Annotated in this window: 17 protein-coding genes and 1 tRNA gene; 13 read left to right on the forward strand and 5 right to left on the reverse strand. The window is 66.5% G+C overall.

Annotated elements, in window-relative coordinates:
• Positions 1 to 11: 11 nt before the first annotated feature.
• Positions 12 to 1,346, forward strand: a complete 1,335-nt coding sequence (locus DMP03_RS05760; protein WP_152119751.1) for a DUF92 domain-containing protein — start codon at positions 12 to 14, stop codon at positions 1,344 to 1,346.
• Positions 1,343 to 1,759 (forward strand): GNAT family N-acetyltransferase, encoded by a 417-nt coding sequence (locus DMP03_RS05765; RefSeq protein ID WP_152119752.1) that lies wholly within the window; start codon positions 1,343 to 1,345, stop codon positions 1,757 to 1,759. Before DMP03_RS05760 ends, DMP03_RS05765 begins: the two co-directional genes overlap by 4 nt.
• Here DMP03_RS05765 and dnaG read toward each other — a convergent pair.
• On the reverse strand, positions 1,739 to 3,142 hold the full coding sequence (gene dnaG / locus DMP03_RS05770) for a DNA primase DnaG (RefSeq protein ID WP_152119753.1): 1,404 nt from the start codon (positions 3,140 to 3,142) through the stop codon (positions 1,739 to 1,741). The genes DMP03_RS05765 and dnaG overlap by 21 nt on opposite strands.
• Before the next feature lie 190 nt (positions 3,143 to 3,332).
• Between dnaG and DMP03_RS05775 the strand changes: the two genes are divergently transcribed.
• The 5 genes from DMP03_RS05775 (at position 3,333) to DMP03_RS05795 (ending at position 8,327) form a co-directional block, all read left to right on the forward strand.
• On the forward strand, positions 3,333 to 3,563 hold the full coding sequence (locus tag DMP03_RS05775) for a DUF3311 domain-containing protein (RefSeq protein WP_152119754.1): 231 nt from the start codon (positions 3,333 to 3,335) through the stop codon (positions 3,561 to 3,563).
• Positions 3,560 to 5,077: a sodium:solute symporter family protein gene (locus tag DMP03_RS05780; RefSeq protein ID WP_152119755.1), complete on the forward strand. Its 1,518-nt coding sequence runs from the start codon at positions 3,560 to 3,562 to the stop codon at positions 5,075 to 5,077. Before DMP03_RS05775 ends, DMP03_RS05780 begins: the two co-directional genes overlap by 4 nt.
• Positions 5,078 to 5,112: 35 nt before the next feature.
• Positions 5,113 to 6,012 carry an HFX_2341 family transcriptional regulator gene (locus DMP03_RS05785; RefSeq protein WP_152119756.1) on the forward strand — a complete coding sequence of 300 codons (900 nt, stop codon included), beginning with the start codon at positions 5,113 to 5,115 and terminating at the stop codon, positions 6,010 to 6,012.
• Between the two features lie 47 nt (positions 6,013 to 6,059).
• A complete protein-coding gene (locus tag DMP03_RS05790) occupies positions 6,060 to 7,838 on the forward strand; it encodes an ATP-binding protein (protein ID WP_152119757.1) in 1,779 nt (592 codons plus the stop codon).
• Positions 7,839 to 7,901: 63 nt separating this feature from the next.
• Positions 7,902 to 8,327 carry a universal stress protein gene (locus DMP03_RS05795; RefSeq protein ID WP_152119759.1) on the forward strand — a complete coding sequence of 142 codons (426 nt, stop codon included), beginning with the start codon at positions 7,902 to 7,904 and terminating at the stop codon, positions 8,325 to 8,327.
• A 46-nt stretch (positions 8,328 to 8,373) separates the two neighbouring features.
• Here the strand turns inward: DMP03_RS05795 and DMP03_RS05800 are convergent, their stop codons facing one another.
• The gene (locus DMP03_RS05800) at positions 8,374 to 9,516 is read right to left on the reverse strand and encodes a CBS domain-containing protein (protein ID WP_152119760.1); all 1,143 of its coding nucleotides are present in this window, start codon (positions 9,514 to 9,516) and stop codon (positions 8,374 to 8,376) included.
• A 483-nt stretch (positions 9,517 to 9,999) separates the two neighbouring features.
• Between DMP03_RS05800 and DMP03_RS05805 the strand changes: the two genes are divergently transcribed.
• Together DMP03_RS05805 and DMP03_RS05810 are read left to right on the forward strand one after the other, a co-directional pair.
• Entirely contained in the window at positions 10,000 to 10,236 is a 237-nt protein-coding gene (locus DMP03_RS05805; protein ID WP_152119762.1) for an antitoxin VapB family protein, read from the forward strand.
• Positions 10,151 to 10,627, forward strand: a complete 477-nt coding sequence (locus DMP03_RS05810; protein ID WP_197739300.1) for a type II toxin-antitoxin system VapC family toxin — start codon at positions 10,151 to 10,153, stop codon at positions 10,625 to 10,627. The genes DMP03_RS05805 and DMP03_RS05810 overlap by 86 nt, the downstream gene beginning before the upstream one ends.
• A 9-nt stretch (positions 10,628 to 10,636) precedes the next feature.
• On the opposite strand, the gene DMP03_RS14240 is transcribed toward DMP03_RS05810, so the two are convergent.
• Both DMP03_RS14240 and DMP03_RS05815 read right to left on the reverse strand, forming a co-directional pair.
• Positions 10,637 to 10,792, reverse strand: a complete 156-nt coding sequence (locus DMP03_RS14240; RefSeq protein WP_172967086.1) for a hypothetical protein — start codon at positions 10,790 to 10,792, stop codon at positions 10,637 to 10,639.
• A 175-nt stretch (positions 10,793 to 10,967) separates the two neighbouring features.
• Positions 10,968 to 11,042: transfer RNA gene (locus DMP03_RS05815), tRNA-Val, on the reverse strand.
• A gap of 131 nt (positions 11,043 to 11,173) precedes the next feature.
• Between DMP03_RS05815 and trpD the strand changes: the two genes are divergently transcribed.
• Genes trpD through trpG form a run of 4 tightly spaced genes read left to right on the forward strand, consistent with a single transcriptional unit; the run spans position 11,174 to position 14,941 of the window.
• Complete coding sequence (gene trpD, locus DMP03_RS05820; RefSeq protein WP_152119763.1) at positions 11,174 to 12,190, forward strand: anthranilate phosphoribosyltransferase; 1,017 nt, start codon at positions 11,174 to 11,176, stop codon at positions 12,188 to 12,190.
• Positions 12,190 to 12,810 carry a phosphoribosylanthranilate isomerase gene (locus DMP03_RS05825; RefSeq protein WP_152119764.1) on the forward strand — a complete coding sequence of 207 codons (621 nt, stop codon included), beginning with the start codon at positions 12,190 to 12,192 and terminating at the stop codon, positions 12,808 to 12,810. Before trpD ends, DMP03_RS05825 begins: the two co-directional genes overlap by 1 nt.
• Positions 12,807 to 14,369, forward strand: a complete 1,563-nt coding sequence (trpE, locus tag DMP03_RS05830) for an anthranilate synthase component I (protein ID WP_152119765.1) — start codon at positions 12,807 to 12,809, stop codon at positions 14,367 to 14,369. The genes DMP03_RS05825 and trpE overlap by 4 nt, the downstream gene beginning before the upstream one ends.
• On the forward strand, positions 14,366 to 14,941 hold the full coding sequence (gene trpG, locus DMP03_RS05835) for an anthranilate synthase component II (protein ID WP_152119766.1): 576 nt from the start codon (positions 14,366 to 14,368) through the stop codon (positions 14,939 to 14,941). The genes trpE and trpG overlap by 4 nt, the downstream gene beginning before the upstream one ends.
• Here the strand turns inward: trpG and DMP03_RS05840 are convergent.
• Complete coding sequence (locus tag DMP03_RS05840; RefSeq protein ID WP_152119767.1) at positions 14,938 to 15,135, reverse strand: hypothetical protein; 198 nt, start codon at positions 15,133 to 15,135, stop codon at positions 14,938 to 14,940. The two genes, trpG and DMP03_RS05840, sit on opposite strands and share 4 nt — an antisense overlap.
• Positions 15,136 to 15,318 lie beyond the last annotated feature (183 nt).

Here is a 15,318-nt window from a genome sequence, read left to right on the forward strand (position 1 = left end):
CAAGAGCGGCTGTGTCAGAACTGAGGCGGGCGGTCGCCTTCGCGGTCGTCGGCGTGCTCGCGTTGGCCGCCCCCGAACTCGACCCACGACAGACGGTGACAGCGGCCGTTCTCGCGGCGTCGCCGTTGCTCTTCGTCGCCGGCTACGCACTCCTGTTGGGCGAGGACGGCCCCTTCTTCGAGCTGTTTGCCCGCTCGGAGGAGTTCGAGTCGGGCCAGCTGTTCGGGCTCGGCTCCTTCGCGCTCGCGGCCGCCGCCATCGTCGCCTTCGCCGTCGGGACCCCGCTTTCGATCGTCGCTGCGGTCACCGCCATCTTCACGCTCACCGGCGGGCGGGTCGGCGCGGCAATCGCCATCGAGCGCGGACGGGGCACGTTCGCCTCGATGCTCGGCTTCCTCGTCGCCGCGCTCGCGTGGGGAGCCGTCGGCGCAGTCGCCGCGGACTTCCTCGCTGAGGGGACTGCATTCGGCGCGTTCGCCCCGACGCAGGTCGGCTTCCTCGCCGCCGCTGCCGCCGTCACCGCCGCCCTCCTGCGGGACATGTTCGGCGGACACGACGCCCCGCTCATCCTCGTGTCGGTCGCGCTCGTCGTCTGGCTGTGTGCCGACCTCGACCCGACGGTCCCGCCCGTCCGCTTCGTCGTCGGCGTCGCCGCGACCACGCTCCTCGGCTACGTCGCCTACGGTCTCGGGACGGCGAGCATCGCCGGGATGCTCACGGGCGTCCTGCTCGCGCTGTTTGCCGTCGTGCTCGGCGGCTACGGCTGGTTTGCGCTGCTCGTCACCTTCTTCGGGCTCGGTGCGCTCGCCTCGAAGTTCCGCTACGACGACAAGGCCGAGCGCGGCATCGCCGAGGCCAACGACGGGGCCCGCGGGAGCGGGAACGTCCTCGCGAACTCCGCCGTCGCGTTGGCCGCCGTCGTCGGCTACGCCGCCACGATGGGGGTCGACGCGACGCTCGCGCCCGCGTTCCGACTCGCCTTCGCCGGCTCGGTCGCCACCGCCCTCGCGGACACCTTCTCCTCGGAGTTCGGCGGCCTGTTCGACAACCCTCGACTGATTACGACCCTCGGCCGGGTCGAACCTGGTACCGACGGCGCGGTCACGTGGCAGGGTGAGCTGTTCGGACTGCTCGGAGCGAGTCTCATCGCGGGACTCGCTGCGCTCGGCTTCGGTCTCGACGCCCCGACGACGGGGCTGGTCGTGCTCGGCGGCGTCGTCGGCATGACGACCGATAGCCTGCTCGGCGCGACCCTCGAAGGCGGTCGGGTCGGCAACCAGACCGTGAACTTCCTCGCCACCTTCTCAGGTGGTGTCACCGCCGGCGTTCTCTTCATGTTGCTGTGATTCGGCCGGCTCGCCCGGCCGACAAGCCGGCGGTGCGCGCACTCCAGTCGCTGCTCAACCACCGTGCGCCGGCGCTACTCGAAGCCGCCTTCGATGCCGGAGCCGGCGACGTGGTCGTCGCCACGAACGAGGGGTCCGTCGTCGGCTACGCGCTCGCCGTGCCCGGCGACGAGACCGTCTACCTCGCCGAGCTGGCGGTCGCGCCCGGCGTCAGACGCGAGGGGTACGGTCGCCGACTGGTCGCGTCGCTGTCCGACGACTACGACGAGTTCGACCAGCTTCGGGTGACGGTCGCCGCTGGCGACGACGGTGCCCGCGCTTTCTACACCGCGTGTGGGTTCTGGGAACTGGACCGCATCGAGGACAGGTTCGACGGCGAGGACGGCTTACTGCTACTCCGCCGGCTGTCGTAGCTCCGCCGCCGTCCGAATGCGGACGTTCGTCGGCTGTTTCACGAACTCGCCGGTCGCCGCGGCGACGATGTCCGCGACGCCGCGTTGGGCCGCTACGTCGAGCAGTCGCTGGCTCGCCTCGCCGTCGAGGACCACCGTCTCCGGCACCGGCTCGGCGTCGCGCACGAGCGTGAAGACATCGGCGGCGTCTCCCTCCGCCAGTACGCCGAAGTCGGCGTCGAGGAGCCGAACCAGCCCCGCCTCTCCGTCGATGACGGCGTCGACGTGGCCTCCGAGGGTTCGGGGCGTGCGATACTCCTCCGGCTCGTCCGACTCTCCCTCGGTGTCGCCAGCCGACTCGTCGCTCCCGCTCGGCTCCCGTTCGTCGGTGCCGTCCGACTCCGCGCTCTTCTCCGGAGCCGTCTCCGGTGCCGGGGGCGTGTCCTCGCCAGCCTCGTCGTCTGGTCCGTCGTCGGTCACCGACTGGAAGCCGCGGTCGGGGTCGGCCGACGCGTCGTCGGTCCGCTTCGGTGCGATGGTCGCCTCGTCGGCGACGGCTTCGGGGTCGTCGGCGACGGTGACGGAGCCGTCCTCGTCGGTGTCGGCCACCATCTCGTAGGGAGCCTTCTCGCGGAGCGCGGCCATCACGGCCGACCGCGAGAGGTCCTCGACGGACTCGCCCGAGGGCGCGAAGGCGACGAAGTCGATGTCGCCGACCTGTGCGAGCTCTTTCAGGATGAGTTCCCCGCCTCGGTCGCCGTCGAGGAAGGTGGTGACGGTGCGCTCTTTGGTGAGCTTCCCAATCGCGTCGGGGACGTTCGTTCCCTCGACGGCGACGGCGTTCTTGATACCGTACGTGAGCAGTTGGAGCACGTCCGAGCGACCCTCGACGACGATGATGGCGTCCGAATCGGCCACGCGCGGCCCGGCCGGATACCCCTCGTACTCGGTCACGTCCTCGACGCGCAGGGCCTGTCGCACCTCGGCGACCAGCTCCTCGCTGGAGAGGATGGAGCCGTCGAACGACCCCTGTAAGAGTCCCTTCGCGCGGTCGACGACCTCGCGGCGCTTTGCGGCGCGCACGTCCTCGATGGTCTCCACGTCGATGGTGGAGCGACAGGGACCCACCCGGTCGATGGTCTCCAGCGCCGCCGCGAGGATGGCGGTCTTGACCTTATCCAGTGAGGTCGCGATGGTGATCTCGCCGAACGACTGTCCGTGTGCGGAGTCGATATCCACGTCGATGCGCCCGACCTTCGAGGAGTCCTGGAGGTCGCGCAAGTCGAGGTCGTCGCCGAGCAACCCTTCGGTCTGACCGAAGATGGCACCGACCACGTCGGAGCGCTCGACCACCCCGTCGGCGGTGATGTCGGCGTGGATGAGATATTTGGCCGTGTCTTGCATTGATGAACTGCCCCTCGCGGGGCGAATGATGGTGAACCGTTGCGAGAGACCGCAACACGAAGGATACGCGAGTCGTGGGGAAAACCCTGCCGGCCTGACCCGGCCGTGAAGAGATTTCGACTTCAATCCAGAGATGTGAACGGACGGAGAGCAACACTTACCTCTACGTATCGGCTTCTGTGTGGCAGAGATGGGATTGGACGCAAATGATGTCGACGTGTCGCCCGTAGAGGCGACGCTGTGGGTGCTCGCAATTGCTGTCGTCGTGGCGCTCGCCGTCCCGTGGTTCCTGTGGCGTGACGCGACGATAGTCGCCGGCCTGCCGGCGTGGATCTGGTGGCACATCGTGTGGATGGGCGTCGCCTCGCTGGTGTTCTACGGCTTCAGCCGCCGCGCGTGGGGACTGGGGGTGGAGCTGTGACCCTCGCCGTCCAACTCGGCGTCCTCGGTCTCTATCTCGTCGCCTCGCTGGCCATCGGACTTATCGCCTACCGCGCGACCGACAGCGCCGCCGAGGACTACTATCTCGCGGGTCGAACGCTCGGGACCGGCGTCTTGTTGTTCACGACGTTCGCGACCCTGCTGTCGGCGTTCACCTTCTTCGGCGGGCCGAACGTCGCGTTCAGCATCGGGCCGGAGTGGCTGCTCGTGATGGGGCTGATGGACGGCATCCTCTTTGCTGTCCTCTGGTACGTCGTCGGCTACAAGCAGTGGCTCGTCGGGAAGAAACACGGCTACGTCACGATGGGCGAGATGCTGGGCGACCGGTTCGGCTCGTCTCGGCTTCGCGGACTCGTGGCCGGCGTCGGGTTGCTGTGGCTGTTCCCGTACGTGATGCTCCAACAGCAGGGTGCCGGACAGGCAGTCGTCGGTCTCACCGACGGCGCGATACCCTACTGGGCCGGTGCGGCCCTCATCACCGTCTTCATGATTCTGTACGTCACCCTCGCGGGGCTGCGTGGGGTCGCGTGGACCGACACCCTCCAGGGAGTGTTCATGCTCGGCGTGTTGTGGGTCGCGGTCGCGTGGCTCGCCACCAGCGTCGGCGGCATCGGCGCACTCACCGACCAGATGGTCTCAACGAACCCCGAGTTCGGCGCGCTCGGCGGCGGTGCCTACTCCGTCCAGTACATCCTCGGGACGGCAATCACCATCGCCTTTGGCGTCGCGGCGTTCCCGCAGGTGAACCAGCGGTTCTTCATGGCAAAGCGCGTCGAGACGCTCAAGCGGTCGTTCGCGCTGTGGCCCGTCCTCGTCGTGCTGCTGTTCGTGCCGGCGTTCCTGCTGGGGGCGTGGGCGTCGGGACTCGGTGTCGCGGTTCCGGAGGGTGGAAACGTCATCCCCGCCGTCCTGAACGAATACACCCCGGCGTGGTTCACTGCGCTCGTCGTGGCCGGTGCGATGGCCGCGATGATGTCCTCCTCCGACTCGATGCTGCTGTCCGGGTCGTCGTACTTCACGCGGGACATCTACCGACCGCTCCTCGCTCCGGACGCGAGCGAGGAGCGCGAGGGGCGAATCGCCCGCATCGGCGTCGCCGTCTTCGCGACCGCCACGCTCGTTGGCGCACTCCTCACGCAGGGCGGCGGACTCGGTGCAATCGTCGCGCTCGGTGACACCGCCTTCGGCGGCTACGCGCAGTTGACACTCCCGCTCCTGTGTGCGCTCTACTGGGGTGGAACGACACGGACCGGAATGCTCGCCGGTATCGTCGTCTCGCAGGCCGTCTATCTCGCCCACGTCGGCGTGTTGAGCGTGCTCGGTATGGAGGGTGTCACCGTCGCCGGCGTCACCCTGCTGAAGGCGTCGTATCTCACGTGGGAGTACGCGCTGTGGTGTATGCTGCTTTCCCTCGTCGTCACGGTCGGCGTGAGTCTCGTCACGCCGCCGGCGGGCAGTGAGAACCCGGCGAAGTTCGGCGTCGGCGCCGACTGACCAACCCTTTTACCCGACTCCGGCCAAGTCGCCGTATGCAGACCCACATCGTCCCGGTCGGCTTCGACTACGACCGGCTCATCGCCCCCCTGGTCCGGGACCGGCTCACCGTGGACCGCGTCATCCTGCTCGAGGGTGCGGTCGGGAGCGAAGCGAACGTCGAGTACTCCCGAAACTTGGGCGGAAAACTCGAACAGGACTTCGAGAACCTCCTCGGCGCGGAGACGCAGCGTCACGGCGTCGCCGACGTGTACGACTACGGGGCCGCCTTCGAGCAGGCGTTCGACCTTATCAACGCGGAACTCGACGCCGGTAACGAGGTGTGGGTGAACGTCTCCTCGATGCCCCGCGTCGTCTCTTTCGCCTTTGCGACCGCGGCCCACTCCATCGCCGTCGAGCGCAGCGCGGACCGCGACCGCATCCACACCTACTACACCGCCCCTGAGAAGTATCTGGAGACCGAACTCGCCGAGGAGCTGCGCGCCCAAACCGACCTGCTTGCCGAGGTGCTCGACGGCGCGGGCGACGACGAGCAGGTGCGCGAGCGACTGGAAGCGGGCCGTGAGCTACTCGCGGAGTTCGACGAGCGGGGCACGACCATCGGCGCAAAGGAGTTCGACGGCAGTCACATCGTCGAGCTTCCGGTGGCGTCGTTCTCGAACGTGAAGCCGTTCGAGGAGCTAATTCTGTTCACCCTCGGTGAACACGGCGAGTTCGGGTCGGTCTCCGAACTCGCGAAGACGCTCGCCTCGGAGCTGGGCGAGGAGTACACCGACTCCTTCCGGTCGAAGGTCATCTACAACGTCGACCGGCTCGGCCCGGGCGGAAAGGGGTACGTCGAACAGGAAGAACAGGGGAAATCCTACCGGACGCGGCTCTCGCGCATCGGTGAGCTGTGGGTGCGCTCGCACACGACCGAGGAGTTCGCCGAGTAGCGGTTCCGCGAGCGGGGCTTTTTGTCTCCCGAACACGCAGGCGACGCATGACCGACCTCGGGGACTTCGAACCCGGCACGGAGCCGACGAGCGACGCCGACTCGGAGCCAGAACCAACGGGCGAGGAACCGGCGTTCGAGCCGGTGGATGCGACGCCGCGGGGACGCGACCGCGGGTTGGGGACGCTCTCGGCCGCGGAGGGGCTTTCCGTCGGCGAGGAGGAAGACGACACGCGACTGCGCGCGTACGTGACCGTGGGCAACCGCTCGCTCGTGCGCGTGGGCAGATACGCCATCGCCGACTACCCCGACGACGAGGCGCTGTTTTGTCGCATCTCGGCGCTGGAGTACGCACAGGAGTTCGAGTCCGACGACGCAACCGAGATTCACGCCCGGCGAGCCATGCGCAACGACGGTATCGACGAGGCCGACTACAAGCTGATGGCGACGCTTGAACCCCTCGCGGTGCTCTACTCCGAGGGTGGTGAACTCCGCCGGCGGATGGCGGACCGCGTCCCGAAACCGGAGACCGTCGTCCGGCAGGCCGAGGACAAAGTCGAGGTGAAGACCGGGCTGAAGGTGCCCGACGACGGCGTCTTCATCGGCCATCTCGCGGTCGGAGGCGAGAAGATCAAGACCGCGGCGGAGCCGCCGACCGTCGACTACCGACTACAGGACGATTACGATTCGGGCGACCCGCTCGTGTTCCGCCACTCGCTCATCGCCGGCGGGACCGGGTCGGGGAAGACCCACGCCTCGAAGAACATCCTCAGACAGTATCTCGGCCGGACCTACGAGATGAGCGACGGCCGGACGCCCGGCGCGGCGGTCGTCCAGTTCGACCCGCAAGACGAGTACGCACAGATGCACGACGACGGCGACTACCCCGACGACTTTGCTCGCAAACTCGACGCCGAGGGGGTCAAACACGGCGGCCACGCCGACACGAAGGCGTTCGTCCCTGCCGTCGGCGGGGCCACCTACGCCGCCGACCACCACCGCGCCGAGCAGGTGGCCTTCACGCTCCCCTTCTCGATGGTCGAGTCGCGGCCGTGGCTCGTCGCCGGCGCTGGATTGAACGACAATCAGTACCAGGGACTCACGAATCTGCTCGACCGGTTCTTCCGACAACACGGCAACGAGGGGACGTACGCGCGGTTCCGCTCGTTCCTCGACGATCCCGCACTGCGGGAAGAACTTCACGAGGGCGGCCAGATTCACGAGGCGACTTTCGACGCCGTCAAGCGGAAGACGCAGGGCTTTGGCGACATCTTCGACGGCGATGCCCCGCCCATCACCGAGCTGGTCCACGACTTCGTCCGACCCGGTGGGCTTACCTGCGTGCCGACGTACCACATCAACGATACGCGAGCGACGACGACCGTCGTGTTGGCGCTCTCCTCGCTGCTCGTGGACGAGAAGCTCTCGAACGACCCCCGGTACGACCGCATCAAGGAGACGCCGCTCGTGCTTGGGATGGACGAGGCGCACAACTTCCTCACCGACGCCGACAGCGTACAGGCCGACAAGGTCATCTCGAAGTTCTCCGAGGCGGCAAAACAGGGCCGGAAAGAACGGCTCGGCTTATTCTTGATCACCCAGGACCCACAGGACATCGCCGACCCCGTGTTCAAGCAGGTGAACACGACTGTCGTCCTGAACCTGGGCGACGAGGACGCCATCAAATCGGTGAACATCCCGTCGACGCTGGAGGGAAAGGTGCCGTACTTCGAGAAGGGACAGATGGCCATCTACTCGCCGGACAACTCCGAGCCGGTGGAGGTGGTCGGACTGCCACACTGTGTCACCCGACACGGGCGAGACTGAGCCGTCGGTAGATTCCGATCGACGAGGTGGGGCTTTTTATCTATCCACGTTGGACGTTCGCCCATGGGAACGAAAATCGTCGTTCCGGTCGACGGCTCGGACCAGTCACAGAAGGCGTTGGAGTACACGTACGAGCATTTCCCCGACGCGACGGTGACGCTGCTTCACGTCATCAATCCGGCCCGCGCCGGCTACGGCGCACAGGCCGGTCTGCCGAGCTTCTCCGAGGAGTGGTACGAGGAGGCCGAAGCCGCCGCCGAGGAGCTGTTCGAGGAGGCGAAGGCCGACGCCCCCGAGGAGATGACCGTCGAGACCGCGACGGAGGTCGGCCAGCCGGCCCGCACCATCGTCGAGTTCACCGAAGAGAACGGCCACGACAAAATCATCATCGGCAGCCACGGTCGAAAAGGGATCTCCCGCGTCCTGCTCGGCTCGGTCGCCGAGACGGTCGTTCGGCGCGCACACGTCCCGGTCACGGTCGCCCGGTAACCGACTGACTGCGGTACGACTCACACCGGCTATCGCTCTGGTGTACTCACAGTTGGCCCAGCTTCCGGAGGAGCTGTCCTTCGTACTCCTCGTCCGCCTGCATTCCCTTCAGCTCGACGACGTTGCGCTCGAGCTTGTCGAGTGCGACGCGGAACGCCGACTCGGCACCGTAGCCCTCGCCCGAGCCGCCGATCTGGCCGACGTTGGTCCGGAGCCGGATCTGCGCGTAGATGAGCGGCGTGCCACGGAGCTTCTCTTTGTGCTGTTTGAAGCGGACGTGGGCGTGTTGGACCTGCATGTCGGCGTACTTGTCCGAGACCGCCTCGATGCTGGAGACGATTTCCTCGCGGGTGATGGTCTCCAACACCTCGATGTTCGTGATCTGGACGTCCATGTGCTCGTCTTCGGTGTAGGTGAGCGCACGGAGCACGTCCGTCTTGGTGATGATTCCCGAGACGAGCCGGTCCTCGGGGTCGCTGGTGACGACGAGCCCGCTGTACCGCTCGTCGAGCATGGTGCGGACGGCGGTCTCGACGGTGGCGTCGGGGTCGATGGTCTCGACCGGGCTCTGCATCACGTCGTACACCGGGATGTCGAGCATGCGCTCGATGTCGCCGCCGCGGTCGCCGGTGGTCGCTTTGTCCATGTCGCGCACGACGATGTCCGTGATATCGTGGGTCGTGACGACGCCCGTCAGGTAGCCGTTCTCGTTGGTGACGGGGGCACGCGAGATGCTGTTTTCTCGCATGAGGTTGATGACCTGCCCGATGGTGGCGTCTTCCGACACCGAGAGCACGTCCTCGGTCGCGATGTCGCCGACCGTGAGCACGTCCAGGTTCTCGATGACGGCCTCGAGGATGGCGTTCTCGGTGATGATACCGGCGAGTCGCTCGCCGGCGAAGACGGGGGCGACCTTCACGTCACCCTCGACGAGGACGCGCGCGACGTCGCGCACGTCGGCGTGTTCGTCGACGCGAGGGGCCGACAGCATCATCGCGCCGGCCTTCGTGCTGTCCTCGACGTGCGACTGAAGCAGCTGCTTTTCGGTGATAACGCCGGCGTACTCACCGTCCTCGGTGACGATGATGCCCTTGCTTCGGGTCCGCTCGAACGCCGAGCGCACCTTCCCCAGTCGTTCGTCTACGTCCACTTCCTCGTACTCGTCGATGATGATGTCCTCGATATCCATTGGAGTCCCTCTCTTTCGGGCTTCGCAAGCCGCGGTATTGAAACTAATCCCGTGTCGCGTGTGGCCTATCCACACCCGCGCGAGGGACCGATATCGTCGCGACAGCACAGCCTCATCCGAACACATTCGTGCCAACGGTGAGACGCGTGCAACGCCTCCGTTCGGCTGTCCCGGCCGAGACCGACTCGGCCATCGAGCCGCTCTCTCCGACACGAGCCGCGCTCTCCCCCGACGCGGTCGTGGGGGACCGGTTTCGGCCCGCCGTGTCTCGACCCGGGACGTGGGACCTGTTTCAGAGCCACCACTGGCGCCGGCGTGACGGCCGCCCCCGAACGGCGTCACGCGGTTCTCTGACGGACTCAGACGTCGTTCCCGGGGTTGTGAGGAAATGTGAGCGAGTTGTGGAACAAGTCGGCTATACCATATCGCACGTCGTGAGGTTGAGGAAAAGGTCTTTGCGAGTCTGCATACAACTGTATGCACATGTCGAAGAGTATCCGTCTCTCCGAGGACGCCTACGAGCGTCTCGCCGCGCACAAGCAGGAGGACGAGACCTTCTCAGATGTCGTTCTCCGGCTCGCGGGTGAGCGGTCGTTGCTCGAACTCGCAGGAATCCTCAGCGACGAGGAGGCTGATGAACTCCGAGACGCTGTGGCGGAGCGTCGAGAGAGTCGTAGCAAAGAACTCGAAGATATCGCTGGCGAGATGCGAGGGACGTAGCGTGCTCCTTGACACGTCGTTTCTCATTGACTTGATGAACGGCGACGAGGGAGCAGTTGAGAAGGCGAAGCAATTAGAACGCAATCTTGTCCAGCAACGCCTCTCATCAATGACGCTGTTCGAGCTGTACTACGGAGTTGCTCGCTCAAGCCAATCCCAAGACGAACGTGAGAAAATCGAGAACATCCTTGCCTCGAAACCAATCCACCCCGCCGATACCGCCGTGATGCGGAAGGCTGGCCGGCTCTCTGGCGAGTTGGTGAGTGAAGGAAATGCGGTTGGAGATGGGGATGTGATTATCGGCGCGACCGCCGATGTTGTCGACGAACCAGTCCTCACACGAAACGTAGACGACTTCGAACGTCTGGGTGTTGAGATAGAGACCTACTGAGACAGCGTTCTACAGCGGAACCGAACCGACGAATTGTCCGATCACATCGACAACGTTCGCGACATCGACGGAGCCACCATTCGCCGCTCGGAGCAGCGTCCCGATACCGACACCTAGCACGAAGCCCGTCCCAGTGTAGCCGACTTCCTCGCGAGCATCCTTCATGTGGCCAACCTTCGCCTCCCGGATACCGAACGCCGTCGCCGCAGAACTCGCACTCTGGGGCTTCAAGAGCAGCAACACTGACGCGCCGAACACTCTCAGACACGGCGACCACCCCCGACAGCAGCGGCTACGCTGGGGTGCTTGTTGTGTGCACAACAAAATACCGATAAGGGAATGGGTTCGGGCGGATTTGAACCGCCGGCCTCCTCCATGTCAAGGAGGTGTCATAACCAGCCTAGACCACGAACCCCTGTTCCACTCTCGGGTAGCCCGGTGGTACAATTGAAGGTTTCGAATCGCCACCTCTCACCTGCGTCCCGTGGCTCCGACACGCTTTTACGAATGTACAGACTTGTACACTATAACACAGTATCGAACATTATGACGGACATGACACAGTACCTCGAACGGGTGACGGGTGGAAAAGACCTGACGCAGGCGGAGGCGCGAACCGCCGCACGGCTCGTCTTCGAGGACGCGACCGAGGCACAGATCGGCGCACTGCTCGCGGCGTTGCGCGCCAAGGGAGAGACCGAAGCCGAGATTGCGGGGTTCGCCGAGGGGATGCGCGAGGTGGCCAACACCATCGCCCCCGACCGCCGGCCGCTCGTCGACACCTGCGGCACGGGCGGTGACGACTACGACACCATCAACGTCTCCACGGCCGCGACTATCGTGACTGCGGGCGCGGGCGTCACGGTCGCGAAACACGGCAACTACTCCGTCTCCTCCTCCTCGGGGAGCTCCGACGTGCTCGCCGAACTCGGTGTCGACCTGGAGTCGACTCCCGACGCCGTCGAAGAGCGCATCGAGCGCGACGGCATCGGCTACATGCACGCGCCGGCGTTCCATCCGGCGATGAAGGCCGTCATCGGGCCGCGCCGCGAACTCGAAATTCGGACGGTGTTCAACGTCCTCGGGCCGCTGACCAATCCAGCAGACGCGGACGCACAGGTCGTCGGCGTCTACGACCCTGACCTCGTGCCCGTGGTCGCGCGGGCGCTCGACCGCGTCGGCGTCGACCGCGCGCTCGTCGTCCACGGCTCCGGGATGGACGAAATCGCGCTCCACGACGACACCGCCGCCGCCGAACTCCGCGACGGGGACATTGAGGAGTACACCATCACGCCCGAGGACCTCGGACTCGACCGCGCCCCCGTCGAGGAAATCTCGGGCGGCACACCAACCGAAAACGCCGCCGACCTCCGCGATATCGTCACCGGGCAACTCGACGGTCCGAAACGCGACATCATCCTCGCGAACGCCGGGGCGGCTATCTACGTCGCCGGCGAGGCCGAGTCGCTCGCCGCGGGTGTCGAGCAGGCCCGCGAGGCCATCGATTCGGGCGCTGCGGGCGAGACGCTCGAAACGCTCGCCGGCGGCGAGGTGAGCCTCTGATGGTGCGCGCGAAGGTGTGTGGACTCACCTCCGAGACGGACGTGGAGGCGGCCGTCGAGGCCGGCGCGGACGCGGTCGGCTTCATCGTCGACGTGGACGTGGACTCCTCCCGTGAGATCTCCGCGGAGAAGGCCGCAAGTTTGGAGGCGAGCGTGCCGCCGTTCGTCACGACGACGCTCGTCACGATGCCCGACAACGCCGCGCAGGCGATTACCCTGGCCGACCTCGTGCAGGTGGATGCGATTCAAGCCCATGGGCTTGACCCCTCCTCGCTGTCGGTCGTCATCGAGAGCTTCCGCGGGCCGGTGTTCCCCGCTATCACGCCCGCGGAGATTCCCGAGTACGAGAACCTGGGCGACGCGCTGTTGGTCGATACCCCGAGCGAGGACGGCGGCGGTGGCACCGGCGAGACGCACGACTGGGCGGCCACGCGGGACGCGGCCGCCGACCTCGACCGCCCCCTCATCCTCGCGGGCGGGCTGACCCCCGACAACGTCGCCGAGGCAATCGAGACGGTCCGGCCGTACGCCGTCGACGTGGCCTCGGGCGTGGAGGCCGCGCCGGGCGAGAAGGACCCCGACGCCGTCGAGGCGTTCGTCGAGCGGGCCCACCGCGCATGAGTTTCGACACCACCCGCGAACGGTTCACCGAGCTCGCGGGCACAGAGCCGACGGTCGTCCGACTGGAAGCGCCCATCGACGCCGACGTGGAACCGCTGTCGGCGTACGCCGCCCTCGTCGGCAGAACGACTGACACCGACCGTGCGGACTACTCGTTCCTGTTGGAGTCGGCCCAGAAGGTCGCCTCCTCGGACCCGGACGGCGCGTTCTCGACCGACGAGACCGACCGCCACGCCCGCTACTCGTTCGTCGGCTACGACCCCGTCGGCGTCGTCACGGTCGGTCCCGACGGTGCCGACGCGGATAGCTTCGATGATCGCTACGACGACCTGCTCGCGCCCGACGCCGACGGCGACTGCATCGACACGCTCCGAACCGCGCTGCCAGACGTACCTCGGGAGAACTTCGCCGAGAGCGACCGCCGCCATCTCGACGGCGGGTTGGTCGGCTTTCTCGCGTACGAGGCCGTCTACGACCTCTGGCTCGACGAGGTGGGCGTCGACCGCCCCGACACCGAGTTTCCGGACGCGCAGTTCGTCCTCAACACGAAGACGCTCGTCTTCGACGACGAAGCCGACTCTCTCTCGCTGGTCTGCACGCCGGTCGTCGACGAGTCCGACGCGGGACGGGTGTACGACGCCCTTGCCGACGAGGTCGAACGCGTCGAGGACCTGCTCGCGCAGGCCGACCCACCGGAGACGGGCGGATTCACGCAGGCGGGCGAGACCGCCGGGCCACAGCCGGAGTACGAGGACGCGGTCGACCGCGCGAAAGAGCACGTCCTCGACGGCGACATCTATCAGGGCGTCATCTCGCGCACCCGTGAACGGACTGGCGAGGTCGACCCCCTCGGCTTCTACCGTGCGCTCCGCGAGGTGAACCCCTCGCCGTACATGTATCTGCTCGGCTACGGCGACCGAACCGTGGTCGGGGCATCGCCCGAGACCCTCGTCTCCGTGCGCGGCACAGAGGTGATGGCCAACCCGATTGCCGGTACCTGTGCCCGCGGCTCCTCGCCCGTTGAGGACCGCCGACTCGCCGGCGAGATGCTCGCCGACGGGAAAGAGCGGGCCGAACACACGATGCTCGTGGACCTCGCACGCAACGACGTGCGCCGGGTGAGCGAGGCCGGCAGCGTCCGCGTCGACGAGTTCATGAACGTCTTGAAGTACTCACACGTCCAGCACATCGAGTCGACGGTGACGGGGACGCTCGCCAGCGATTCGGACGCGTTCGACGCGACCCGTGCGGCGTTCCCTGCCGGAACGCTTTCGGGTGCGCCGAAGGTGCGCGCGATGGAAATCATCGACGACCTCGAACGCACGCCACGAGGCCTGTACGGCGGCGGCGTCGGTTACTACTCGTGGTCGGGCGATGCGGACTTCGCCATCGTCATCCGGACGGCGACGGTCGATACCGCCGGCGACGAAGACACCATTACCGTGCAGGCCGGTGCGGGCATCGTCGCGGACTCCGACCCCGAACGCGAGTACGAGGAGACTGAAAAGAAGATGGGCGGCGTGCTCGACGCGCTCGACGCCATCGCGGAGGAACCATGACCGTCGTCATCGTCGACAACTACGACTCGTTCACGTACAACCTCGTGGAGTACGTCAGCCAACACGGCATCGACGTGGCCGTCGAGAAGAACGTCGCCGCCCTCGATACCGTGCGAGGTCACGACCCCGACGGCATCATCATCTCGCCGGGACCGGGCCACCCGAAGCACGACCGCGACGTGGGCGTTTCGGCGGACGTGCTCACTGAGCTATCGCCCGAGGTACCGACCCTCGGCGTCTGTCTCGGACTCGAAGCCGCGGCCTACGAGTACGGCGGGACGGTCGGGCGCGCGCCCGAACCGGTCCACGGGAAGGCCTCGCCAATCGACCACGACGGCGAGGGGGTCTTCGTCGGTCTCGACCAGGGGTTCCAGGCCGGGCGCTACCACTCGCTCATCGCGACCGAGGTGCCCGAGGTGTTTGACACGACAGCGCGCACGGCCGACGACGCCGCGCTCGTGATGGGGATTCGCCACGAGTCGTATCCGCTCGAAGCCGTCCAGTTCCACCCGGAGTCGGTGCTCACGGGCGTCGGTCACGACATCATCGACAACTTCCTCGCGACGCTCTAGAAGGGGAGCAGTTGGAACAGTCCGAAGTACCACAGCAGGCCGGCGACGATGGCTGCGACGACGGCCACCCGAACCGCAATCGAAAACAGGAGTCGGGCGGCGAAGACGGCGAGCAGGACGACGACGATTGTGGTGCCGATGGAGACCGGCGTCAGTTCCGGTATCGCCTGGAGCGCTGGCAGTACGGCGTTCATACCTGCGTCTCCCCCTCCGCTCGCAAAAGCTTGTGGGCATCTCGACCCCCCTGACGTTCGAGTGGGAAACCGCACGACGACACCCCGATTTCGTGTCGAGTTATTCAGTTTCACTCCGCGGTGCGTAGCCTTATATGGGTGGGGCGACCACTGAGGTACGTACCACGTGTTCCACACGAGGAG

Source organism: Halosegnis rubeus, assembly GCF_009184545.1.
In the GTDB taxonomy this organism is placed as follows: Archaea; Halobacteriota; Halobacteria; order Halobacteriales; family Haloarculaceae; genus Halosegnis; species Halosegnis rubeus.

Bases quoted from the DNA above. Each gene is read 5' to 3' on its own strand.
- DMP03_RS05825 (WP_152119764.1), top strand. From the start codon at position 12,190: ATGGTGCGCGCGAAGGTGTGTGGACTCACCTCCGAGACGGACGTGGAG.
- trpE (WP_152119765.1), top strand. From the start codon at position 12,807: ATGAGTTTCGACACCACCCGCGAACGGTTCACCGAGCTCGCGGGCACA.
- DMP03_RS05800 (WP_152119760.1), bottom strand. From the start codon at position 9,516: ATGGATATCGAGGACATCATCATCGACGAGTACGAGGAAGTGGACGTA.
- DMP03_RS05785 (WP_152119756.1), top strand. From the start codon at position 5,113: ATGCAGACCCACATCGTCCCGGTCGGCTTCGACTACGACCGGCTCATC.
- DMP03_RS05840 (WP_152119767.1), bottom strand. From the start codon at position 15,135: ATGAACGCCGTACTGCCAGCGCTCCAGGCGATACCGGAACTGACGCCG.
- DMP03_RS05775 (WP_152119754.1), top strand. From the start codon at position 3,333: ATGGGATTGGACGCAAATGATGTCGACGTGTCGCCCGTAGAGGCGACG.
- DMP03_RS05810 (WP_197739300.1), top strand. From the start codon at position 10,151: ATGAACTCCGAGACGCTGTGGCGGAGCGTCGAGAGAGTCGTAGCAAAG.
- trpG (WP_152119766.1), top strand. From the start codon at position 14,366: ATGACCGTCGTCATCGTCGACAACTACGACTCGTTCACGTACAACCTC.
- DMP03_RS05805 (WP_152119762.1), top strand. From the start codon at position 10,000: ATGTCGAAGAGTATCCGTCTCTCCGAGGACGCCTACGAGCGTCTCGCC.
- dnaG (WP_152119753.1), bottom strand. From the start codon at position 3,142: ATGCAAGACACGGCCAAATATCTCATCCACGCCGACATCACCGCCGAC.
- trpD (WP_152119763.1), top strand. From the start codon at position 11,174: ATGACGGACATGACACAGTACCTCGAACGGGTGACGGGTGGAAAAGAC.
- DMP03_RS05795 (WP_152119759.1), top strand. From the start codon at position 7,902: ATGGGAACGAAAATCGTCGTTCCGGTCGACGGCTCGGACCAGTCACAG.
- DMP03_RS14240 (WP_172967086.1), bottom strand. From the start codon at position 10,792: ATGAAGGATGCTCGCGAGGAAGTCGGCTACACTGGGACGGGCTTCGTG.
- DMP03_RS05790 (WP_152119757.1), top strand. From the start codon at position 6,060: ATGACCGACCTCGGGGACTTCGAACCCGGCACGGAGCCGACGAGCGAC.